Here is a 14,079-nt window from a genome sequence, read left to right as displayed (position 1 = left end):
GTGAGAGAGAATCTGACATCACTACACTAGGGCATGATGGCCAAAAGTGGATGTCGCTCCTGGAAATGAATCAAGTCCAGGCAAAACCGGGCAGCCGCCGCGCTAGCCGGTTGCGCCGACCGATGCGAAAAAGCGCTCCGGTCCTTCCAGTTCCACCAGCCTCTTCTTTTCGATCAGCCAGAACCGGTTTCCTACCGTTCGCACGAAGTTGCGGTCGTGTGAAACCAGCAGGCAGCTTGCCTGATGCGCCAGCAATTCGTCTTCCAGCGCTTCCTGTCCTTCGATATCCAGGTGATTGGTGGGCTCATCGAGCAGATAGAAGTTTGGCTGGGCGAGCCGCAGCAGAAGCATGCCGAGACGCGCCTTCTGTCCGCCCGAAAGCCGGCCGATGGGACGGCTTTGCATCGCAACCGACAAGCCTGCGCCGGCGAGCAAGGCGCGCGCACGCTGATCGCCGACCTCGAAACGGCCGACGATCGTGTGCATCGGCGTGTCGGCATCGGAAAGATCGGCAAGATTCTGTTCACAATAGCCGAGCGCCAGCGACTGCGAGACCTTGATGCCGGCTTGCGTGGCTTCCGGGTTTTCGATCGCTTGACGCAGCATCGCTACAAGCCGGGTCTTGCCCGCCCCGTTCGGCCCCAGCAGCACGATCCGGTCTTCCTTGCAGATGAACTGCTTGCCGGTCTTGAACAACAACCTGCCGTCCGGGGCCGCGACAGCGGCATCGTCCAGCGCAATCAGAACTTTGGCGTGCGTTTCGCGGTTGGCGAGCTTGATCGTCCCTGCGGATCGTTCCAGGTGGGCGGGCTTTGCCGCATCTTCCAGCTTCTCGGCCCGCTGCTTCAGTTGCTTCGTCTTCTGCAACAGCAGGTCGCTACCGGAATTGACGCCGATATTGTTGAGCTTTGCAGCGTGCTGACGAAGCTGCCCGGCAGCCTTCAGGTCACGCCGGTAGCGCCGCTCATCCGAGGCATCCGCCTCGCTCAGCGCGGCGCGCGCCTGCGTATAGGGCAGCGAAAATATCTGCGTCCGCTCGGGCCGCAAGAATACCGTGCGGTTCGTGGTTGCGTCGAGAAAGGCGCGGTCATGGCTCGACATCACGACCGGCATATCCCGTGGCAGCGCGTTCAACCACGCTTCAAGCTGACAAATCCTGGCGAGGTCCAAATGGTTGGTCGGCTCGTCGAGCAACAACACATCAGCCTCAGCCACCACGATGCGGGCAAGCATGGCAAACCGCTGCCAACCGCCGCTTAGTTGATTCAGCGGCCTCTCCCGCAGCGCCTCGGGCACATCAAGCGATTCCAGGGCAACGTCGACCCTCCAGCCTTCACTTGCCCGTCGTTCAACGGGAAGCATGTCGAGCACCGCCGCGTGGAACGGCGTATCCGCGAGCGCAGACGATACATCCTGCTCGACATAGCCGATGGTCAGCCCGCGCGACCGTATGATCTCGCCATCGCTCGGCTCCGCCATGCCTGCAATGCAGCGCAGCAGCGTGGTCTTGCCGCGCCCATTGGCTGCGACGAGCCCGATGCGGTCACCGGGATTGACGGAAAGGTCCAGTCGGGAAAACAGCGGCGCGTTCAACGTCACGCCAAGATTGCGAATATTGATAAGGGTCATGATCGTTTCCCTGGTCTTGCCGGCCAAACACGGCGTCCGGGGCATGCAGCCATCGTCGGATGTTCGTGTTGGAGCGCGGCGAGCTACACAAATGCGGCCGCGAACGATCAGGCGTTCGACGCCGCATTGCCACGAGGGCAGACCAGGAAGAGATTTTCGGAAAAGCCTCTGGTCAGCCCTGCAAACTCATTTGCAGGGCGTTGACAGGGCCGAGCTGGCGATAGTGCCGCAAAAATGTCGTCACCGCGCAGCCCTCCCTATCTCGATCAGGTATCGAGCCAAAATAGCCGGGCCCTCAGGGGAAGGCAAGCCAGGCTCTCGCCGAAATCAAATCGCGAAAAGCCGAGAGGTCACGCGCGAAATCGGATCTGTAGGCCTTGCACCCGATGCAACGCCGCTGCGATTTCGCGAAATCAGGCGCTGGCGAGCTTGCGTTCGCTTTCGACGCCTTTTGCGGCGCTGCGGCCGACCAGCGCGTCGTAGTGCCCGATCGGCTGGGGCTTGCCGAGGAAATAGCCCTGCACCGCATCGCAGCCCTCGTCGCTAAGGAAGCTGAGTTGCTCCTGGGTCTCCACGCCTTCGGCAACGATCGACATTTCGAGGCCGTGGCCGAGATCGATGACGGCGCGGACGATCGCCGCCGACTGCGGGTTGCGGCCGAGATTCATGACAAAGGCGCGGTCGATCTTGATCTTGTCGAACGGGAACGCCTGCAGATAGCTCAGCGAGGAATAGCCGGAGCCGAAATCGTCCATCGAGATGCGCACGCCGAGCGCCTTCAACCGCCGCAACAGCGCGAGGCCACGATCGAAATCCTCGATCAGCACGCCCTCGGTGATTTCGAGCTCGAGCCGGTCGGGGGCGAGGCCAGTTTCGAGCAGGATCGAATGCACCAGGCTGACCACGTCGCCATGCATGAACTGCGCCGGCGACAGGTTGACGGCGATCTGCATCGGCACCGGCCAGGAGGCGGCCTCCCGGCAGGCTTCGCGCAGGATCCAAACGCCCATTTCGACGATCAGGCCGCTTTCTTCCGCCAGCGGAATGAACTCGCCCGGCGACACGAAGCCGCGCATCGGATGCATCCAGCGCGCCAGCGCTTCGAAGCCGATGACCTTGCTGGCCGCGATCGTTGCGCCCGACGCGGCCTGCGGCTGATAGTGCAACGACAATTCGCCGTTCCTGATCGCCATCGAGAGATCCTGATGCAGCACGCGGCGGTCGCGGATCTGCTGATCCATCTCGGGCGCGAAGATGCTGATCGAGCCGCGCGACTTCTGCTTGGCGCGGAACAGCGCCGCGCCGGAATTGGCGAGCAGCGAAGCCGCCTCCGAGCCGTGATGCGGAAATACCGAGATGCCGGTGGTGACACCGGTGCGCACCGACTTGCCGTCGATCACGAATTCGTCCGACAGCGTTTGCGCGAGTTTTTCGGCGAGCGCCTTGCCGGCCTCCGGCTGCTTGCCGTCGATGATCAGGCCGAACTCGTCACCGGACAGCCGGGCCACCACGCCGCCACGGGCGCTGGCCTGGATGCGGCCGGCGACCTCGATCAGCAGCTTGTCGCCCATCGCGTGGCCGAACACGTCGTTGATTTCCTTCAGGCCGTCGAGGTCGACGCATAGCACGGCAAATTCTTCGTCGGTGCCGGCACAGGCCTCGATCATCTGCGCCAGCGCCTGCAGGAAGGCGGCGCGGTTCGGCAGATCGGTCAGGCCGTCATGATAGGCCATGTGCGCCATCCGCGATTCGGTCTGGCGGCGGTCGGTGACGTCCTCGTGGGTCTTGATCAGGTATTGCGGCTCGCCGGCCTCGTCGAGAACCGTCATGCGGCGGGTCAGGAACAGCCGCAGCCCGTCCTTGGTGGAGATCGGGTGCTCTTCGGTGAGCAGGCCGCGCTTCTTGATCGCGGCCTCGTCGCGCGCGATGATCAGCTTGGCTTCGCGCGGATTGAAGATGTCGGCGGCGGTAAGGCCGGTGGCATCCTCGCGGCGGCGATTGAGAATGGTCTCGGCGCTGCGGTTGGCGAGCAGATACCGCCCGTCGCTGATGCGCTCCACGATCAGCGACACCGGGATGTTGTCCACCACTAGTTCCAGGAACTTCTTGGTGTTTTCGAGCTCGCGCGACAGCGACCGCCGATCGGTGACGTCGTCGAACAGCGAGATCAGGAATTCAGGCTTGTTGTTCTCGTTGCGCGCGACCACGCGATTGGAGGACAGAACGCGCTTGTCGTCGCCCCGCTCGACGGAATATTCACTGCGATGATAGCCTTCCGGCGCCGTTATCGCCGCCTGGTCCGCCGTCTCGATGCTGTTCGCGGTTTCCGGCCGGAAGATTTCGTCGGCGCGCTTGCCGATGATGTGATCACGGGAGAAGCGCGAGAATCGTTCGAACGCGCGGTTGGCGAAGATATAGCGGCCGTCGTCGATGTTCTTGGCGGCGACGCAGACCGGAACGTTGTCGAGCACCGATTCCAGAAATTTGGTGGTCGATGCCAGTTTGCGCGACAGCTGGCGCTGCTCCGTGCAATCTTCGTGCGTTCCGATCGTCCCGCCATTGGGCAGGTTGAAGATCTTCGAAAGCACCGATCGCCCGCCCGGCAGTTCGGTGACAACGCCTTCCGGGCGGCGGGCAAGCTTGCTGAACTCGTCGACGGTAAGATTGATCAGGCCCCGCGCGAGGCGCAGTTCGGCCAGTTCGCGGCCGGTCATGGACCTCGAAATCTCGGCGCGGCTGAGCCCGTACATTTCGAGAAAGCGGTCGTTGCAGAAGACCACGCGGTTTTGCGCGTTGGTGATCATCACGCCCTGGTTGAGCGTGTTGAGCGCCGAACCGATGAATGCGCTACGCTGCAATTGTGCGCTCTTGGCCCCGCGCAACGCCGCCAGTATCCAGATCCCGATCGCGACCAGGAAGGAAACGACGGCAATCCCCCCGAGCAGGAGTTCCCACACCAGATTGGGATCGAGTTCGCCGATATAGCTCGCCGGGGCAAAGCCCGCGGAAGGCGCGGCAGCCCACGCAATTCCGCACGGCGCAGCAATGGCGAGCAGACAGACGAGGGCCTGCGCCGGAATCGAATTCTTCCGTCCTGCCTGCCGGTTCCTGTCAGTCATTACCCACCCGAGGTTTCCGGGCGGAGTGTCTGGCTTGACGGGTTTGGATCGGGTAAATGACTACCCCTGCAATTCTAAAATGCGACCCAAATTACGGCAATTGGCCTGACATGATTAATGCTTCACTAACAAGACGGCGTTCGCGGCGTATTTCGAACCAAACCAACGGGTTGTTTGGCTGCTCCGGCGGACGAAACGACGATTGCCGTGCGTGGCAGGCGCCGATCTCCACGCCGGATTCTCAGGTCCGAAGCTGACATGGACAAGGTCGATAGCGTCGTCGTCGGAGCGGGGGTGATCGGGCTTGCGATCGCGCGACGGCTGGCCCAGGCGGGCCGCGAAGTGATCGTGCTCGAGGCCGCTGAGGGCATCGGCACCATCACCTCCTCCCGCAACAGCGAGGTGATCCACGCCGGCATCTATTACCGCGCGGGCAGCCTGATGGCGCAGATGTGCGTGAGCGGCAAGCGCGCGCTCTACCAGTATTGCCGCGACCACGGCATTCCCCATCGCAATTGCGGCAAGCTGATCGTTGCGACGACACCAAGCGAAACCGAAAAACTGCAGTCGATCCGCACGCATGCCAAAGCCAATGGCGTCGACGATCTGCAGTTGCTGACGGGCGAGGCGGCGCGCGCGCTGGAGCCCGCGCTCAACTGCGATGCCGCCCTGCTCTCGCCGTCCACCGGCATCATCGACAGCCACGCCTACATGCTGGCGCTGCGGGGCGACGCGGAAGAAGCCGGCGCGGCTTACGCATTCCACACGCCGCTGTTGAGCGCCCGGGCCGGCGCCGGCCGGATCGAAATCGAAGCCGGCGGCGACGTGCCGATGACGCTTGCATGCAACCTGCTCGTCAACGCGGCGGGGCTGGGCGCGCCCGCGTTGGCGCGCAGCATCGAAGGCATGCCGATCGGGCTGATCCCCTGCGCCTATCTGGCCAAGGGCAATTATTTCAGCTGCAGCGCGCGGGCCCCGTTTTCACACCTGATCTATCCGGTGCCGGAGCCCGGCGGGTTGGGCGTGCACCTGACGCTCGACATGGCGGGACAGGCGCGTTTCGGCCCCGACGTGGAATGGATCGAGAGCATCGACTATGCGGTGGATCCTGCCCGTGCCGAGCGATTCTATCCCGCGATCCGGCGCTACTGGCCGACGCTGCCGGACGGCGCGCTGATGCCGAGCTATTCCGGAATCCGGCCGAAGATCGTGCCGCCGGCCGTCGCTACCCAGGATTTTCTGATTCAGGGCCCAGCCGATCACGGCGTCGCCGGGCTGATCAATCTGTTCGGTATCGAATCGCCGGGACTGACATCGTCGCTCGCGATCGCCGATCATGTCGGCGCGCTGGCGGCGATGTAACAGGCCGCGAGCGGACGGATGAGCGCAGCGGCGCCCATCCGGTCGCGTGGGAATTTTCGATACTTTGCTGGACTGATTAGTGGAGAGTTTCGCCGACGGTATGCTTCAACCGCTCGATCTCATCCTTGACCATCAACTTGCGGCGCTTCAACTCGACAATTTGCAGGTCGTCTGTGGAGAGGTGCACGAGCGCTTCGTGCAATTCATTCTCGAGGATCTTGTGTTTACGTTCAAGTTCAACAAGATGCGCCTGTAGTGCCATACGAAATCTCCTCGGTGGGTGAACCTCAGATTCGATCCGGACGAGGGAGTGTACACCAGACCGCGAATCTGTCGATGGTTATCCAGAATCGCGCCTGTCATATTTTCGGATTTATCTGTAACCAAACGTGAGTATGGGAACCCGGTCAGCTTGCGGACCGGCCTCGCAGGGACGATATTCACTGCCAGCCCAGAGCATGATCTCCGCGCCAACGCGTTCCGCGTTTGTCGCGGAGATTGTGCTCAAATCAAAGAGCTGGAGCGGGATGACTATTCGAGGAAGAGTTATCGCGCTCCAGGAATAATCCGTTCACAACCTCATCGCGCTTTCAGCTAACGTACACCATGACCGACGATGATGAGCGTGAGCTAGAAAACGAGCTCGCCCGGCTGCAGCAGGAGCATCGCGATCTCGATGCGGCGATCGACGCGCTGCATCAGTCGCCGGCGCCGGACTTGCTGCGGTTGCAGCGGCTGAAAAAACGCAAACTGCAATTGCGCGACCGCATCGCCTTCATCGAAGACCAGATCACGCCCGATATCATCGCCTGATCGTTGCGCTTGCCTGGTTCGGCCAATTCGGTTCGCAAAGATCGTCCGCCTTCCGGCAGATATTTTTCCCCGACATCCACACCACCCGGCGTCGCGAAGAATCTTGCCGGACGGCCAATCGAAAAAAACAGGTTTCCGGTGGGCGGATGCGGCTTGACTTCACAAGAACAAAAAGGGAACATATCACCCTGCCGCCAGCCTCGGGAGTTCCGCCATGTCCGTCACATCATCCATGTCCGTCACCCCTCCACTGTCCGACAACAGCCGTTGAGCAGGCCTGCGACCAGGCCATCGCGATGTGCGACGGCAATCTACGCTCGACCATCAAGGCGCTGATCATGGCGAACGAGTATCTGGAAACCGAACTGGAGGAATTGCAGGCGGCAATCGCCGCCGGCTGCGTGCCGGCGCGAACCTCCCATACGGAGAGCGACGCTGCCTGATCCACCAAACCCGGAGCGAACCAATGGCCGATGTCACTTATTACGTCGCAATGCCATTCCTGCAGGACGATAGCGGTTCGCCGATGGCGGGAGCCGCGGAAGAATGCCAGAGCCCGACGACCGCGTTACGGCGCGCCGAGATGATGTCGCGAATGGCCGGCAGCATCGGCGCCGTCGCCTTCAGCCGCAGCGGCGATCCGATGATCGGCGAATTCGGCGACGCGAAGTTGCTGCGCAAGTTCGGCGATGTGCCGGATGATCTCAGCGGGCTGTAGGGATCGTCGGCATTCGTAGGTGGGCAACGCGCAAGCGTGCCCACCATCATGCTTGCCAGATATACGGTGGGCACGGCGCAAGCGAGCCTTTGCCCACCCTACAGATCTCAAGCTCTTCACGACGCCTCGTGCCGCCGCAGCGCCTTGCGCACATACATGGCGCTGTCGGCCGCTTCCAGCGCGCGGCCGGCTTCGGAGTGGGTATCGAGAACAGAGACGCCCGCGGAGGCGCCCGCGGTAATGGTGCGGCCATCGAACTCGAAGGCGAGGCGATCGATCGCTTCCTCCAGCGCGGCCGCCTTGGCCCTGGCATCGGTCTCGCTGAGATTCCACAACAGCAGCGCGAACTCGTCGCCACCGAGCCGGCCGACCACATCGGAAGCGCGCACCTGCGCGAGCAGCGTCGTGACGATGGCCTTGAGCACCTGGTCGCCTGCGGCGTGTCCGAAGGCGTCGTTGATCGGCTTCAAGCGATCGACGTCGAGCACGACCAAGGCACCGCCGGCACGATAGCGCTTGATGTAGGCAATCGCGCGATTGAGCTCGCGCTCGAAGCCGCGCCGGTTCGGGATGCCCAGCAGGAAGTCGGTATCGGCGGAGGCCTGAAGTTCCTCGATCTGCGCCTGCGTCCGGGCCAGTTCCGCCTTCAGCCGGCGAATCGTCGCCTTGGTGCCGTTAGACACTGCCGGCGGCCGGGATCCCGGCGCGGATGACCGCCGCGGTGCGGCTTTTTGCCCGGAAGCCGCGCTTTTGAGGCGTTTTCCGGCCCTGGAGGCGGTCGCCCTGGTTTTCTTCTTCATGGCCTTCCCTGTGCAGGCTTGCTTATGAAGGCTTGCCGGGATTCACCAAGACAGGATAGTCCATTCCTGATCCCTTGCCACGCCTTGGATGAGCCCCGGGTCGACCCTATAATCGGCCTATGTTTCTGGATTCCCGAACAGAATTGACGAGATGACCGCACCCATCGCCATCATCATGGGCAGCCAGTCCGACTGGGAGACCATGCGCCACGCCGCCGAGACGCTGACGGCGCTCGGGATCGACTGCGAAAAGCGCATCGTCTCGGCCCACCGGACCCCGGACCGGCTGTTCGCCTTCGCCAAGGGCGCCAAGGCGGCCGGCTTCAAGGTCATTATCGCCGGCGCCGGCGGCGCGGCGCATTTGCCGGGCATGGCGGCGGCGCTGACGGAACTGCCGGTGTTCGGTGTTCCCGTCGAATCCAGGGCGCTGTCGGGGATCGATTCGCTGTACTCGATCGTGCAGATGCCGGCCGGCGTTCCCGTCGGCACGCTGGCGATCGGAAAGGCCGGCGCCATCAACGCCGCACTGCTCGCAGCAAGCGTGCTCGCGCTGAATGACGCGGCGCTGGCAACGCGATTGGCCGCCTGGCGCAAGCAGCAGACCGACGCCGTCAACGAGCGCCCGGAGGGATCGGCGTGACGGCTTCAGGCAAGGTGAAGCTGAAGCCGGGCGATACCATCGGAATTCTCGGCGGTGGACAATTGGGCCGGATGCTGGCGATGGCGGCGGCGCGCCTTGGCCTCAGATGCCAGGTGTTTTCGCCGGACCCGGATTCGCCCGCCTTCGACGTGGTGCTTAACGCGACCTGTGCCGAATATGCCGACGTCGAGGCGCTGGAGTTGTTCGCCAACGATGTCGATGTCATCACCTATGAATTCGAGAACGTGCCGGCCGCCACCGCCATGGTGCTGGCCGCGCGGCGTCCGGTATTGCCGGCGCAGAGGATCCTCGAAACCACGCAGGACCGGCTGATCGAAAAAGATTTCGTCAAGCGGCTCGGCATCGACACCGCCGACTATGCTGACGTGTCGTCGGTGGAAACGCTGCGGAGCGCCATTGCACGCATCGGCCTTCCCGCCGTGATCAAGACCCGCCGCTTCGGCTATGACGGCAAGGGCCAGGCGATCATTCGCGAAGGCGACGACCCCGCTCAAGTCTGGCAAGACCTCGGCACCAAATCCGCGATCCTCGAAGCCTTCGTTCCATTCGAGCGCGAGATCTCTGTGATCGCCGCGCGCTCAGTCGACGGTCAGGTCGAATGCTACGATGTCACCGAAAACGAGCACCGCGATCACATCCTGAAATTCTCGCGCGTGCCCGCTGCGATCTCGGATGCGCTGACCGCAGACGCGCGTGCGGTCGCCGAGAAGATCGCCAACGCGCTTGACTATGTCGGCGTGCTTGCAGTCGAATTGTTCGTGGTCGCCGGAAACGGCGGACCGCATGTGCTGGTCAACGAGATTGCGCCACGGGTGCATAATTCCGGCCACTGGACGCTGGACGGCGCCTCGATCTCCCAGTTCGAGCAGCACATCAGGGCGATCGCCGGCTGGCCGCTCGGCAAGCCGGTACGTCACGGCCAGGTCACCATGACCAACCTGATCGGCGACGATATCCTCGATTACGAGCAATGGCTGACGGTGCCCGGCGCCACCGTTCACCTCTACGGCAAGGGCGCGCCGCGGCCGGGCCGCAAGATGGGCCATGTCACCGAAGTGGCTCCGGCAAGCAAAAAATAGCGTGCCTGCTCTGCTTCGCCGGGCGCGTTTAAAAGATCAGGCTGTTTTCAAGCCTTCTACGACACCGGCCGGCTCCTCGCTGAGCCAGCGATAGATCACGCCGCCGAGCGCACCGCCGATCAGGGGCGCAACCCAGAACAGCCAGAGCTGCGCCAGCGCCCAGCCGCCGACGAACAGCGCAGGCCCGGTGCTGCGCGCGGGATTCACCGACGTGTTGGTGACGGGAATGCTGACGAGATGGATCATCACCAGCGCCAGGCCGATAGCGAGCGGCGCAAAGCCCGCAGGCGCCTTGCCGTGGGTGGCGCCCATGATGATGAACAGGAACATCATGGTCATCACCACCTCGGTGATGAAGCAGACCATCATGTTGTACTGCCCGGGCGAATGCGCGTCATAGCCGTTGGAGGCAAAGCCCTTGGCCAGATCGAAGCCGGGCGCGCCGCTTGCGATCACATAGAGCAACGCCGCGGCAACGACCGCGCCGATCACCTGCGCGATCACGTAAGGAACGATCTGCTGCGCCGGAAACCGTCCGCCGGCCGCGAGGCCGATCGTGACGGCGGGGTTGAGATGGCATCCCGAAATGTGGCCGATCGCATAGGCCATGGTGACGACGCTCAGGCCGAACGCCAGGGACACGCCAACCAGGCCGATACCGACCTGCGGAAAACCGGCGGCGATGACCGCGCTGCCGCATCCCGCAAAAGTGAGCCAAAACGTGCCGATCGCTTCAGCGGTATATTTTTTGGTGTTCATACTCGCCTCCTGCATGTTTAGGTTGCCGGATGCTAGAGAGAGCCCGTGAAGGGCTCGTTATTTGAAAAAACCGGGGAGCACAGGCCGAATCCCGCTGATATTAGTGGCTTTCCGGGGCTGGAAACCGGCTTCTCAGGTGGACATCTGCGGATTTGTCTGCTACATGCCCGCGCTCAGGGTAAGGGCCAGGCCTTTCGCCGGCCCTTCACTTTACCAGAATTCCTATCCGATCAATTGAAAGAGGATGCCGCGTGCAGGTTCTCGTCCGCGATAACAATGTCGATCAAGCCCTCAAGGCGCTGAAGAAGAAGATGCAGCGCGAGGGTATTTTCCGCGAGATGAAGCTCCGCGGACACTACGAAAAGCCCTCCGAGAAGAAGGCCCGTGAAAAGGCCGAAGCCGTGCGCCGCGCGCGCAAGCTGGCCCGCAAGAAGCTGCAGCGCGAAGGCCTGCTGCCGATGAAGCCCAAGCCGGTGTTCGGCGCTGGTCCCGGTGGCGAGCGTGGTGGCGCTGGCGGCCGTGGTGGCCCGGGCGCAGGTCCGCGCGGACCGCGCTGAGCATCTACAGAGTTTGAATTGAAAACGCGGGCCTCGGGGCCCGCGTTTTTGTTTGGGCCGTTTTTGTTTTCGCCATCGCAGATCCAGCCGTATGGAATAATCGGCTCCGGTATGAGCAGCGCGCTCGATCCACATCTCCTTCGGCCATTGCTGCTATTTTGACCGATGCATTTTGCGACTCATCGGGTTATCTATGCTGCATTGGACAAGCGAGAGTATTCCGCTGCATGGCCGTTACGGATTGCAATGCCTTTCCCTGCGCTTTGCGCTTCACGCCCTGCGCTTCGCGCTTCACGGCCGCACCCATCGCGCTGCTGGCGATCGTTCTCACCTTTCCTCTCGGCGGCTGTTCGTTCGACCTGGGATCATGGGGGGCGGACAAGGAGAAGCCACAGGCCGCCGAGCAGAAGCCTACCGGCACGATCAGCGGGCAAGGCGCCGGCGACGCCCAAGGCTACGCCACGCGCGGCCAGACTCTCGCCAAATCCGGCAAGACCGAAGAAGCGCTGGCGGAATTCGACCGCGCGCTGGCACTCGATCCCTACAATGTGCAGGCCCTGTACGGCCGCGGGCTGATCTATCAGACCGACAAGCGGCATGAGCAGGCGATCGCGGATTTCACCGCAGCCAACGGCCTGACGCCACAACGGGTCGAGCCGCTGCTGGCGCGTGCAACCAGCTACCTCGCCATCGACAAGGCAAAGGAAGCCGCTTCCGATCTCGACGAGGCGGTGCAGGCCGACTCCAACAGCGCGCAAGCCTGGTCGGCTCGCGGCGTCACCTATGAACGTCTGGGCGACAAGGCCAAGGCGTTCACCTCCTACGGCCGCGCGCTCGCGCTCCGCCCCAAGGACGAAGCCGCGCGAAGCGGCCTCGCGCGCACCGGCGGCTAAGGTTTTTCCGGTTTTGATTGAATCGGAATCTGGCTGCAGCTTTGCTTGCGCCAAGCACAAGCCCCCGGATCAAATCCGAGGGCATGCCTCGCCCGAAGACGCCATAGACTTTATTTCGGCAGCACCGCGTGGAAGATCGACTTCGCCGTCGATAGCGCGTCCTCGGCAGCCGCCGTGGCGCGTTCGCGCACGGAAGGTTCGGCCACTTCGGCACGCAGATCGAGCGGGCGCGAGACCGGAATATCGGCGGGCGGGGTCGGGCGGTTCGGGTTGACGGCTTCGGCATAAGGCGGCCGCGCCGGTGACGGAGCTTGACCATAGGGCTCGCCGGCCGGCGAGCCCGAGACCATGATCGGCGGCGGCAGCGGACGAAGCGCGGGCGCATTCGCGGCTGCAGCCGCATTGGCGACCACGGGCGCGTTCGTAACGACAGGCGCGTTCGCGACCCTGGGCGCCTCGGGAGCGCGAGCCGTCTCCGCGGCGCGCGGAGAGGCTTCGCCGTTGGCGCGCAGGCGCTCGATCGCAGCACGCGCCAGATCGTTGGCATCGCGCCGTTCATCCGGTGCAACCGCGGTCTCGACCGGAGCAGCCGGCGCGGCCGCCACAACCGGCGCCGCCGAGGAATTCACGGGAGAGGAATTCTTGGGCTGCACGGGCGACGGCAATATGACTCTGATCTTTTCCTTTTCGCGCGGCGCCGCTGCATGGCGGCTCTGGTCGGCGTCGGCCGGACTTTCGGCCGATTTCGCATCGGACTTGGAATCGGCGGACTTGGTATCGGCGGACTTGGTATCGGGCTTGGCGTCAGCCTTTGCTTCGGTCTTCGCGTCAGTCTTTTCCTGGGCCTTTTCGACCACCGCCGGCCGTTCGGCAGCGGTCTTCTCCATGATGGCTTTCTCGGAGATTCCCCTCGCCTTGACGCCGGCGGCCGGGAGGTTGCTGACACTGGCCGTGGTGTCGGCCGACTTGGATTCGGACTTGGCGGATTCGGACTTGGCGTCGGATTTGGCTTCCGCCTTGCCATCCCCCTTGGGATTGGCAGTCGACGCCGCCGCGGCAGGAGCATCCGCGCTGGGCTTGGTCACGATGTAGTGGTTGACGATGTAGGCCCCGATGACGGTCGCAGCCACCGAGGGAAAGATGTCTACGGCGAACTTCTTCAGGTAATTCAACATTCAGGCCACTCCCCGCGGTCCCTCAATTGCAGGAACTTTGAGGCACATTGAGGGATCAACTGCGACGGATCGGTGGCAATTCAGCAGTTCCCGTGCAGGCCGGGCAACGCCGGCCTGGATCGATCTGGAAAATCCAGGTTTCGTTTCAGGGAGGTTAACGGGTTCCCGCCGCCGCCCGGCCCCCGGGGCCACGGCTCCACGGCGGTTGGTCAGGGCTTCAGTTCGACCTCCAGAAACACGATCTCGGCTGCCGTCTCGTTGAGCACGTCGTGCTGGACGCCCGCCTTCCGGAAGTAGGATTTGCCGGCCCCGAGCTGCGCCTTGGTGCGTTCGCCGGTTGGCGCGACGATGGTCATTTCGCCGGAGGTCACCGGCACGATCACGTAATCCATCCCGTGGGTGTGATGGCCGGTGGCGCTGCCCGGCGCCAGCCGCCACTCGGTGACGCGGACTTCGGGGGTGTCGACCTGAACGTCGGATTTGGCGGCAAGCATATCGGGTTCACTCCAGGAGA

General features: G+C 63.3%; 15 protein-coding genes. 8 read left to right on the top strand and 7 right to left on the bottom strand.

From position 1 onward, the window contains the following. Window positions 1–102: 102 nt before the first annotated feature. Complete coding sequence (locus V1286_RS01675) at window positions 103–1,629, bottom strand: ABC-F family ATP-binding cassette domain-containing protein (protein WP_334477165.1); 1,527 nt, start codon at window positions 1,627–1,629, stop codon at window positions 103–105. A gap of 413 nt (window positions 1,630–2,042) precedes the next feature. Continuing rightward, on the bottom strand, window positions 2,043–4,748 hold the full coding sequence (locus tag V1286_RS01670) for a sensor domain-containing protein (protein WP_334477164.1): 2,706 nt from the start codon (window positions 4,746–4,748) through the stop codon (window positions 2,043–2,045). Between the two features lie 258 nt (window positions 4,749–5,006). On the opposite strand from V1286_RS01670, the gene V1286_RS01665 reads away from it, so the two are divergent. Next, window positions 5,007–6,110 carry an NAD(P)/FAD-dependent oxidoreductase gene (locus tag V1286_RS01665; protein ID WP_334477163.1) on the top strand — a complete coding sequence of 368 codons (1,104 nt, stop codon included), beginning with the start codon at window positions 5,007–5,009 and terminating at the stop codon, window positions 6,108–6,110. Between the two features lie 76 nt (window positions 6,111–6,186). Here V1286_RS01665 and V1286_RS01660 read toward each other — a convergent pair whose 3' ends face one another. Continuing rightward, entirely contained in the window at window positions 6,187–6,372 is a 186-nt protein-coding gene (locus V1286_RS01660) for a YdcH family protein (protein ID WP_108514121.1), read from the bottom strand. A 344-nt stretch (window positions 6,373–6,716) separates the two neighbouring features. Here V1286_RS01660 and V1286_RS01655 point away from each other — a divergent pair, with 344 nt between their 5' ends. The 3 genes from V1286_RS01655 to V1286_RS01645 all read left to right on the top strand — a co-directional run bounded on the left by V1286_RS01655 (window position 6,717) and on the right by V1286_RS01645 (window position 7,641). Next, a complete protein-coding gene (locus V1286_RS01655; RefSeq protein WP_057851906.1) occupies window positions 6,717–6,923 on the top strand; it encodes a YdcH family protein in 207 nt (68 codons plus the stop codon). A gap of 296 nt (window positions 6,924–7,219) precedes the next feature. Next, entirely contained in the window at window positions 7,220–7,366 is a 147-nt protein-coding gene (locus V1286_RS01650) for a hypothetical protein (protein WP_334490243.1), read from the top strand. Window positions 7,367–7,389: 23 nt separating this feature from the next. Beyond that, window positions 7,390–7,641, top strand: coding sequence for a hypothetical protein (locus V1286_RS01645; RefSeq protein ID WP_108514122.1), 252 nt, complete (start codon window positions 7,390–7,392; stop codon window positions 7,639–7,641). Window positions 7,642–7,757: 116 nt separating this feature from the next. Here V1286_RS01645 and V1286_RS01640 read toward each other — a convergent pair whose 3' ends face one another. Continuing rightward, on the bottom strand, window positions 7,758–8,441 hold the full coding sequence (locus V1286_RS01640; RefSeq protein ID WP_334477160.1) for a GGDEF domain-containing protein: 684 nt from the start codon (window positions 8,439–8,441) through the stop codon (window positions 7,758–7,760). A gap of 151 nt (window positions 8,442–8,592) precedes the next feature. Here V1286_RS01640 and purE point away from each other — a divergent pair, with 151 nt between their 5' ends. Then, window positions 8,593–9,081: a 5-(carboxyamino)imidazole ribonucleotide mutase gene (gene purE / locus V1286_RS01635; RefSeq protein WP_334477158.1), complete on the top strand. Its 489-nt coding sequence runs from the start codon at window positions 8,593–8,595 to the stop codon at window positions 9,079–9,081. Beyond that, a complete protein-coding gene (locus V1286_RS01630; RefSeq protein ID WP_334477157.1) occupies window positions 9,078–10,181 on the top strand; it encodes a 5-(carboxyamino)imidazole ribonucleotide synthase in 1,104 nt (367 codons plus the stop codon). The genes purE and V1286_RS01630 overlap by 4 nt, the downstream gene beginning before the upstream one ends. A 36-nt stretch (window positions 10,182–10,217) precedes the next feature. On the opposite strand, the gene aqpZ is transcribed toward V1286_RS01630, so the two are convergent. Then, window positions 10,218–10,940 (bottom strand): aquaporin Z, encoded by a 723-nt coding sequence (aqpZ, locus tag V1286_RS01625; RefSeq protein ID WP_334477156.1) that lies wholly within the window; start codon window positions 10,938–10,940, stop codon window positions 10,218–10,220. 251 nt (window positions 10,941–11,191) lie between these two features. Between aqpZ and rpsU the strand changes: the two genes are divergently transcribed. Both rpsU and V1286_RS01615 read left to right on the top strand, forming a co-directional pair. Then, window positions 11,192–11,497, top strand: a complete 306-nt coding sequence (gene rpsU, locus V1286_RS01620; protein WP_100385686.1) for a 30S ribosomal protein S21 — start codon at window positions 11,192–11,194, stop codon at window positions 11,495–11,497. Between the two features lie 227 nt (window positions 11,498–11,724). Next, a complete protein-coding gene (locus V1286_RS01615; protein WP_334477150.1) occupies window positions 11,725–12,390 on the top strand; it encodes a tetratricopeptide repeat protein in 666 nt (221 codons plus the stop codon). A gap of 110 nt (window positions 12,391–12,500) precedes the next feature. On the opposite strand, the gene V1286_RS01610 is transcribed toward V1286_RS01615, so the two are convergent. Then, window positions 12,501–13,565 (bottom strand): hypothetical protein, encoded by a 1,065-nt coding sequence (locus V1286_RS01610; RefSeq protein ID WP_334477149.1) that lies wholly within the window; start codon window positions 13,563–13,565, stop codon window positions 12,501–12,503. Window positions 13,566–13,774: 209 nt separating this feature from the next. After that, the gene (locus V1286_RS01605; RefSeq protein WP_334477147.1) at window positions 13,775–14,059 is read right to left on the bottom strand and encodes a cupin domain-containing protein; all 285 of its coding nucleotides are present in this window, start codon (window positions 14,057–14,059) and stop codon (window positions 13,775–13,777) included. Window positions 14,060–14,079 lie beyond the last annotated feature (20 nt).

This window comes from Bradyrhizobium algeriense (genome assembly GCF_036924595.1).
GTDB lineage: Bacteria > Pseudomonadota > Alphaproteobacteria > Rhizobiales > Xanthobacteraceae > Bradyrhizobium > Bradyrhizobium algeriense.
Note: the sequence above shows the minus strand (reverse complement) of the source record. Positions and strands in the feature narration are given on the sequence as shown.

Bases quoted from the DNA above. Each gene is read 5' to 3' on its own strand.
- V1286_RS01655 (WP_057851906.1), top strand. From the start codon at position 6,717: ATGACCGACGATGATGAGCGTGAGCTAGAAAACGAGCTCGCCCGGCTG.
- purE (WP_334477158.1), top strand. From the start codon at position 8,593: ATGACCGCACCCATCGCCATCATCATGGGCAGCCAGTCCGACTGGGAG.
- V1286_RS01605 (WP_334477147.1), bottom strand. From the start codon at position 14,059: ATGCTTGCCGCCAAATCCGACGTTCAGGTCGACACCCCCGAAGTCCGC.
- V1286_RS01650 (WP_334490243.1), top strand. From the start codon at position 7,220: ATGTGCGACGGCAATCTACGCTCGACCATCAAGGCGCTGATCATGGCG.
- V1286_RS01665 (WP_334477163.1), top strand. From the start codon at position 5,007: ATGGACAAGGTCGATAGCGTCGTCGTCGGAGCGGGGGTGATCGGGCTT.
- aqpZ (WP_334477156.1), bottom strand. From the start codon at position 10,940: ATGAACACCAAAAAATATACCGCTGAAGCGATCGGCACGTTTTGGCTC.
- V1286_RS01675 (WP_334477165.1), bottom strand. From the start codon at position 1,629: ATGACCCTTATCAATATTCGCAATCTTGGCGTGACGTTGAACGCGCCG.
- V1286_RS01610 (WP_334477149.1), bottom strand. From the start codon at position 13,565: ATGTTGAATTACCTGAAGAAGTTCGCCGTAGACATCTTTCCCTCGGTG.
- V1286_RS01645 (WP_108514122.1), top strand. From the start codon at position 7,390: ATGGCCGATGTCACTTATTACGTCGCAATGCCATTCCTGCAGGACGAT.
- V1286_RS01660 (WP_108514121.1), bottom strand. From the start codon at position 6,372: ATGGCACTACAGGCGCATCTTGTTGAACTTGAACGTAAACACAAGATC.
- V1286_RS01670 (WP_334477164.1), bottom strand. From the start codon at position 4,748: ATGACTGACAGGAACCGGCAGGCAGGACGGAAGAATTCGATTCCGGCG.
- V1286_RS01640 (WP_334477160.1), bottom strand. From the start codon at position 8,441: ATGAAGAAGAAAACCAGGGCGACCGCCTCCAGGGCCGGAAAACGCCTC.
- V1286_RS01615 (WP_334477150.1), top strand. From the start codon at position 11,725: ATGGCCGTTACGGATTGCAATGCCTTTCCCTGCGCTTTGCGCTTCACG.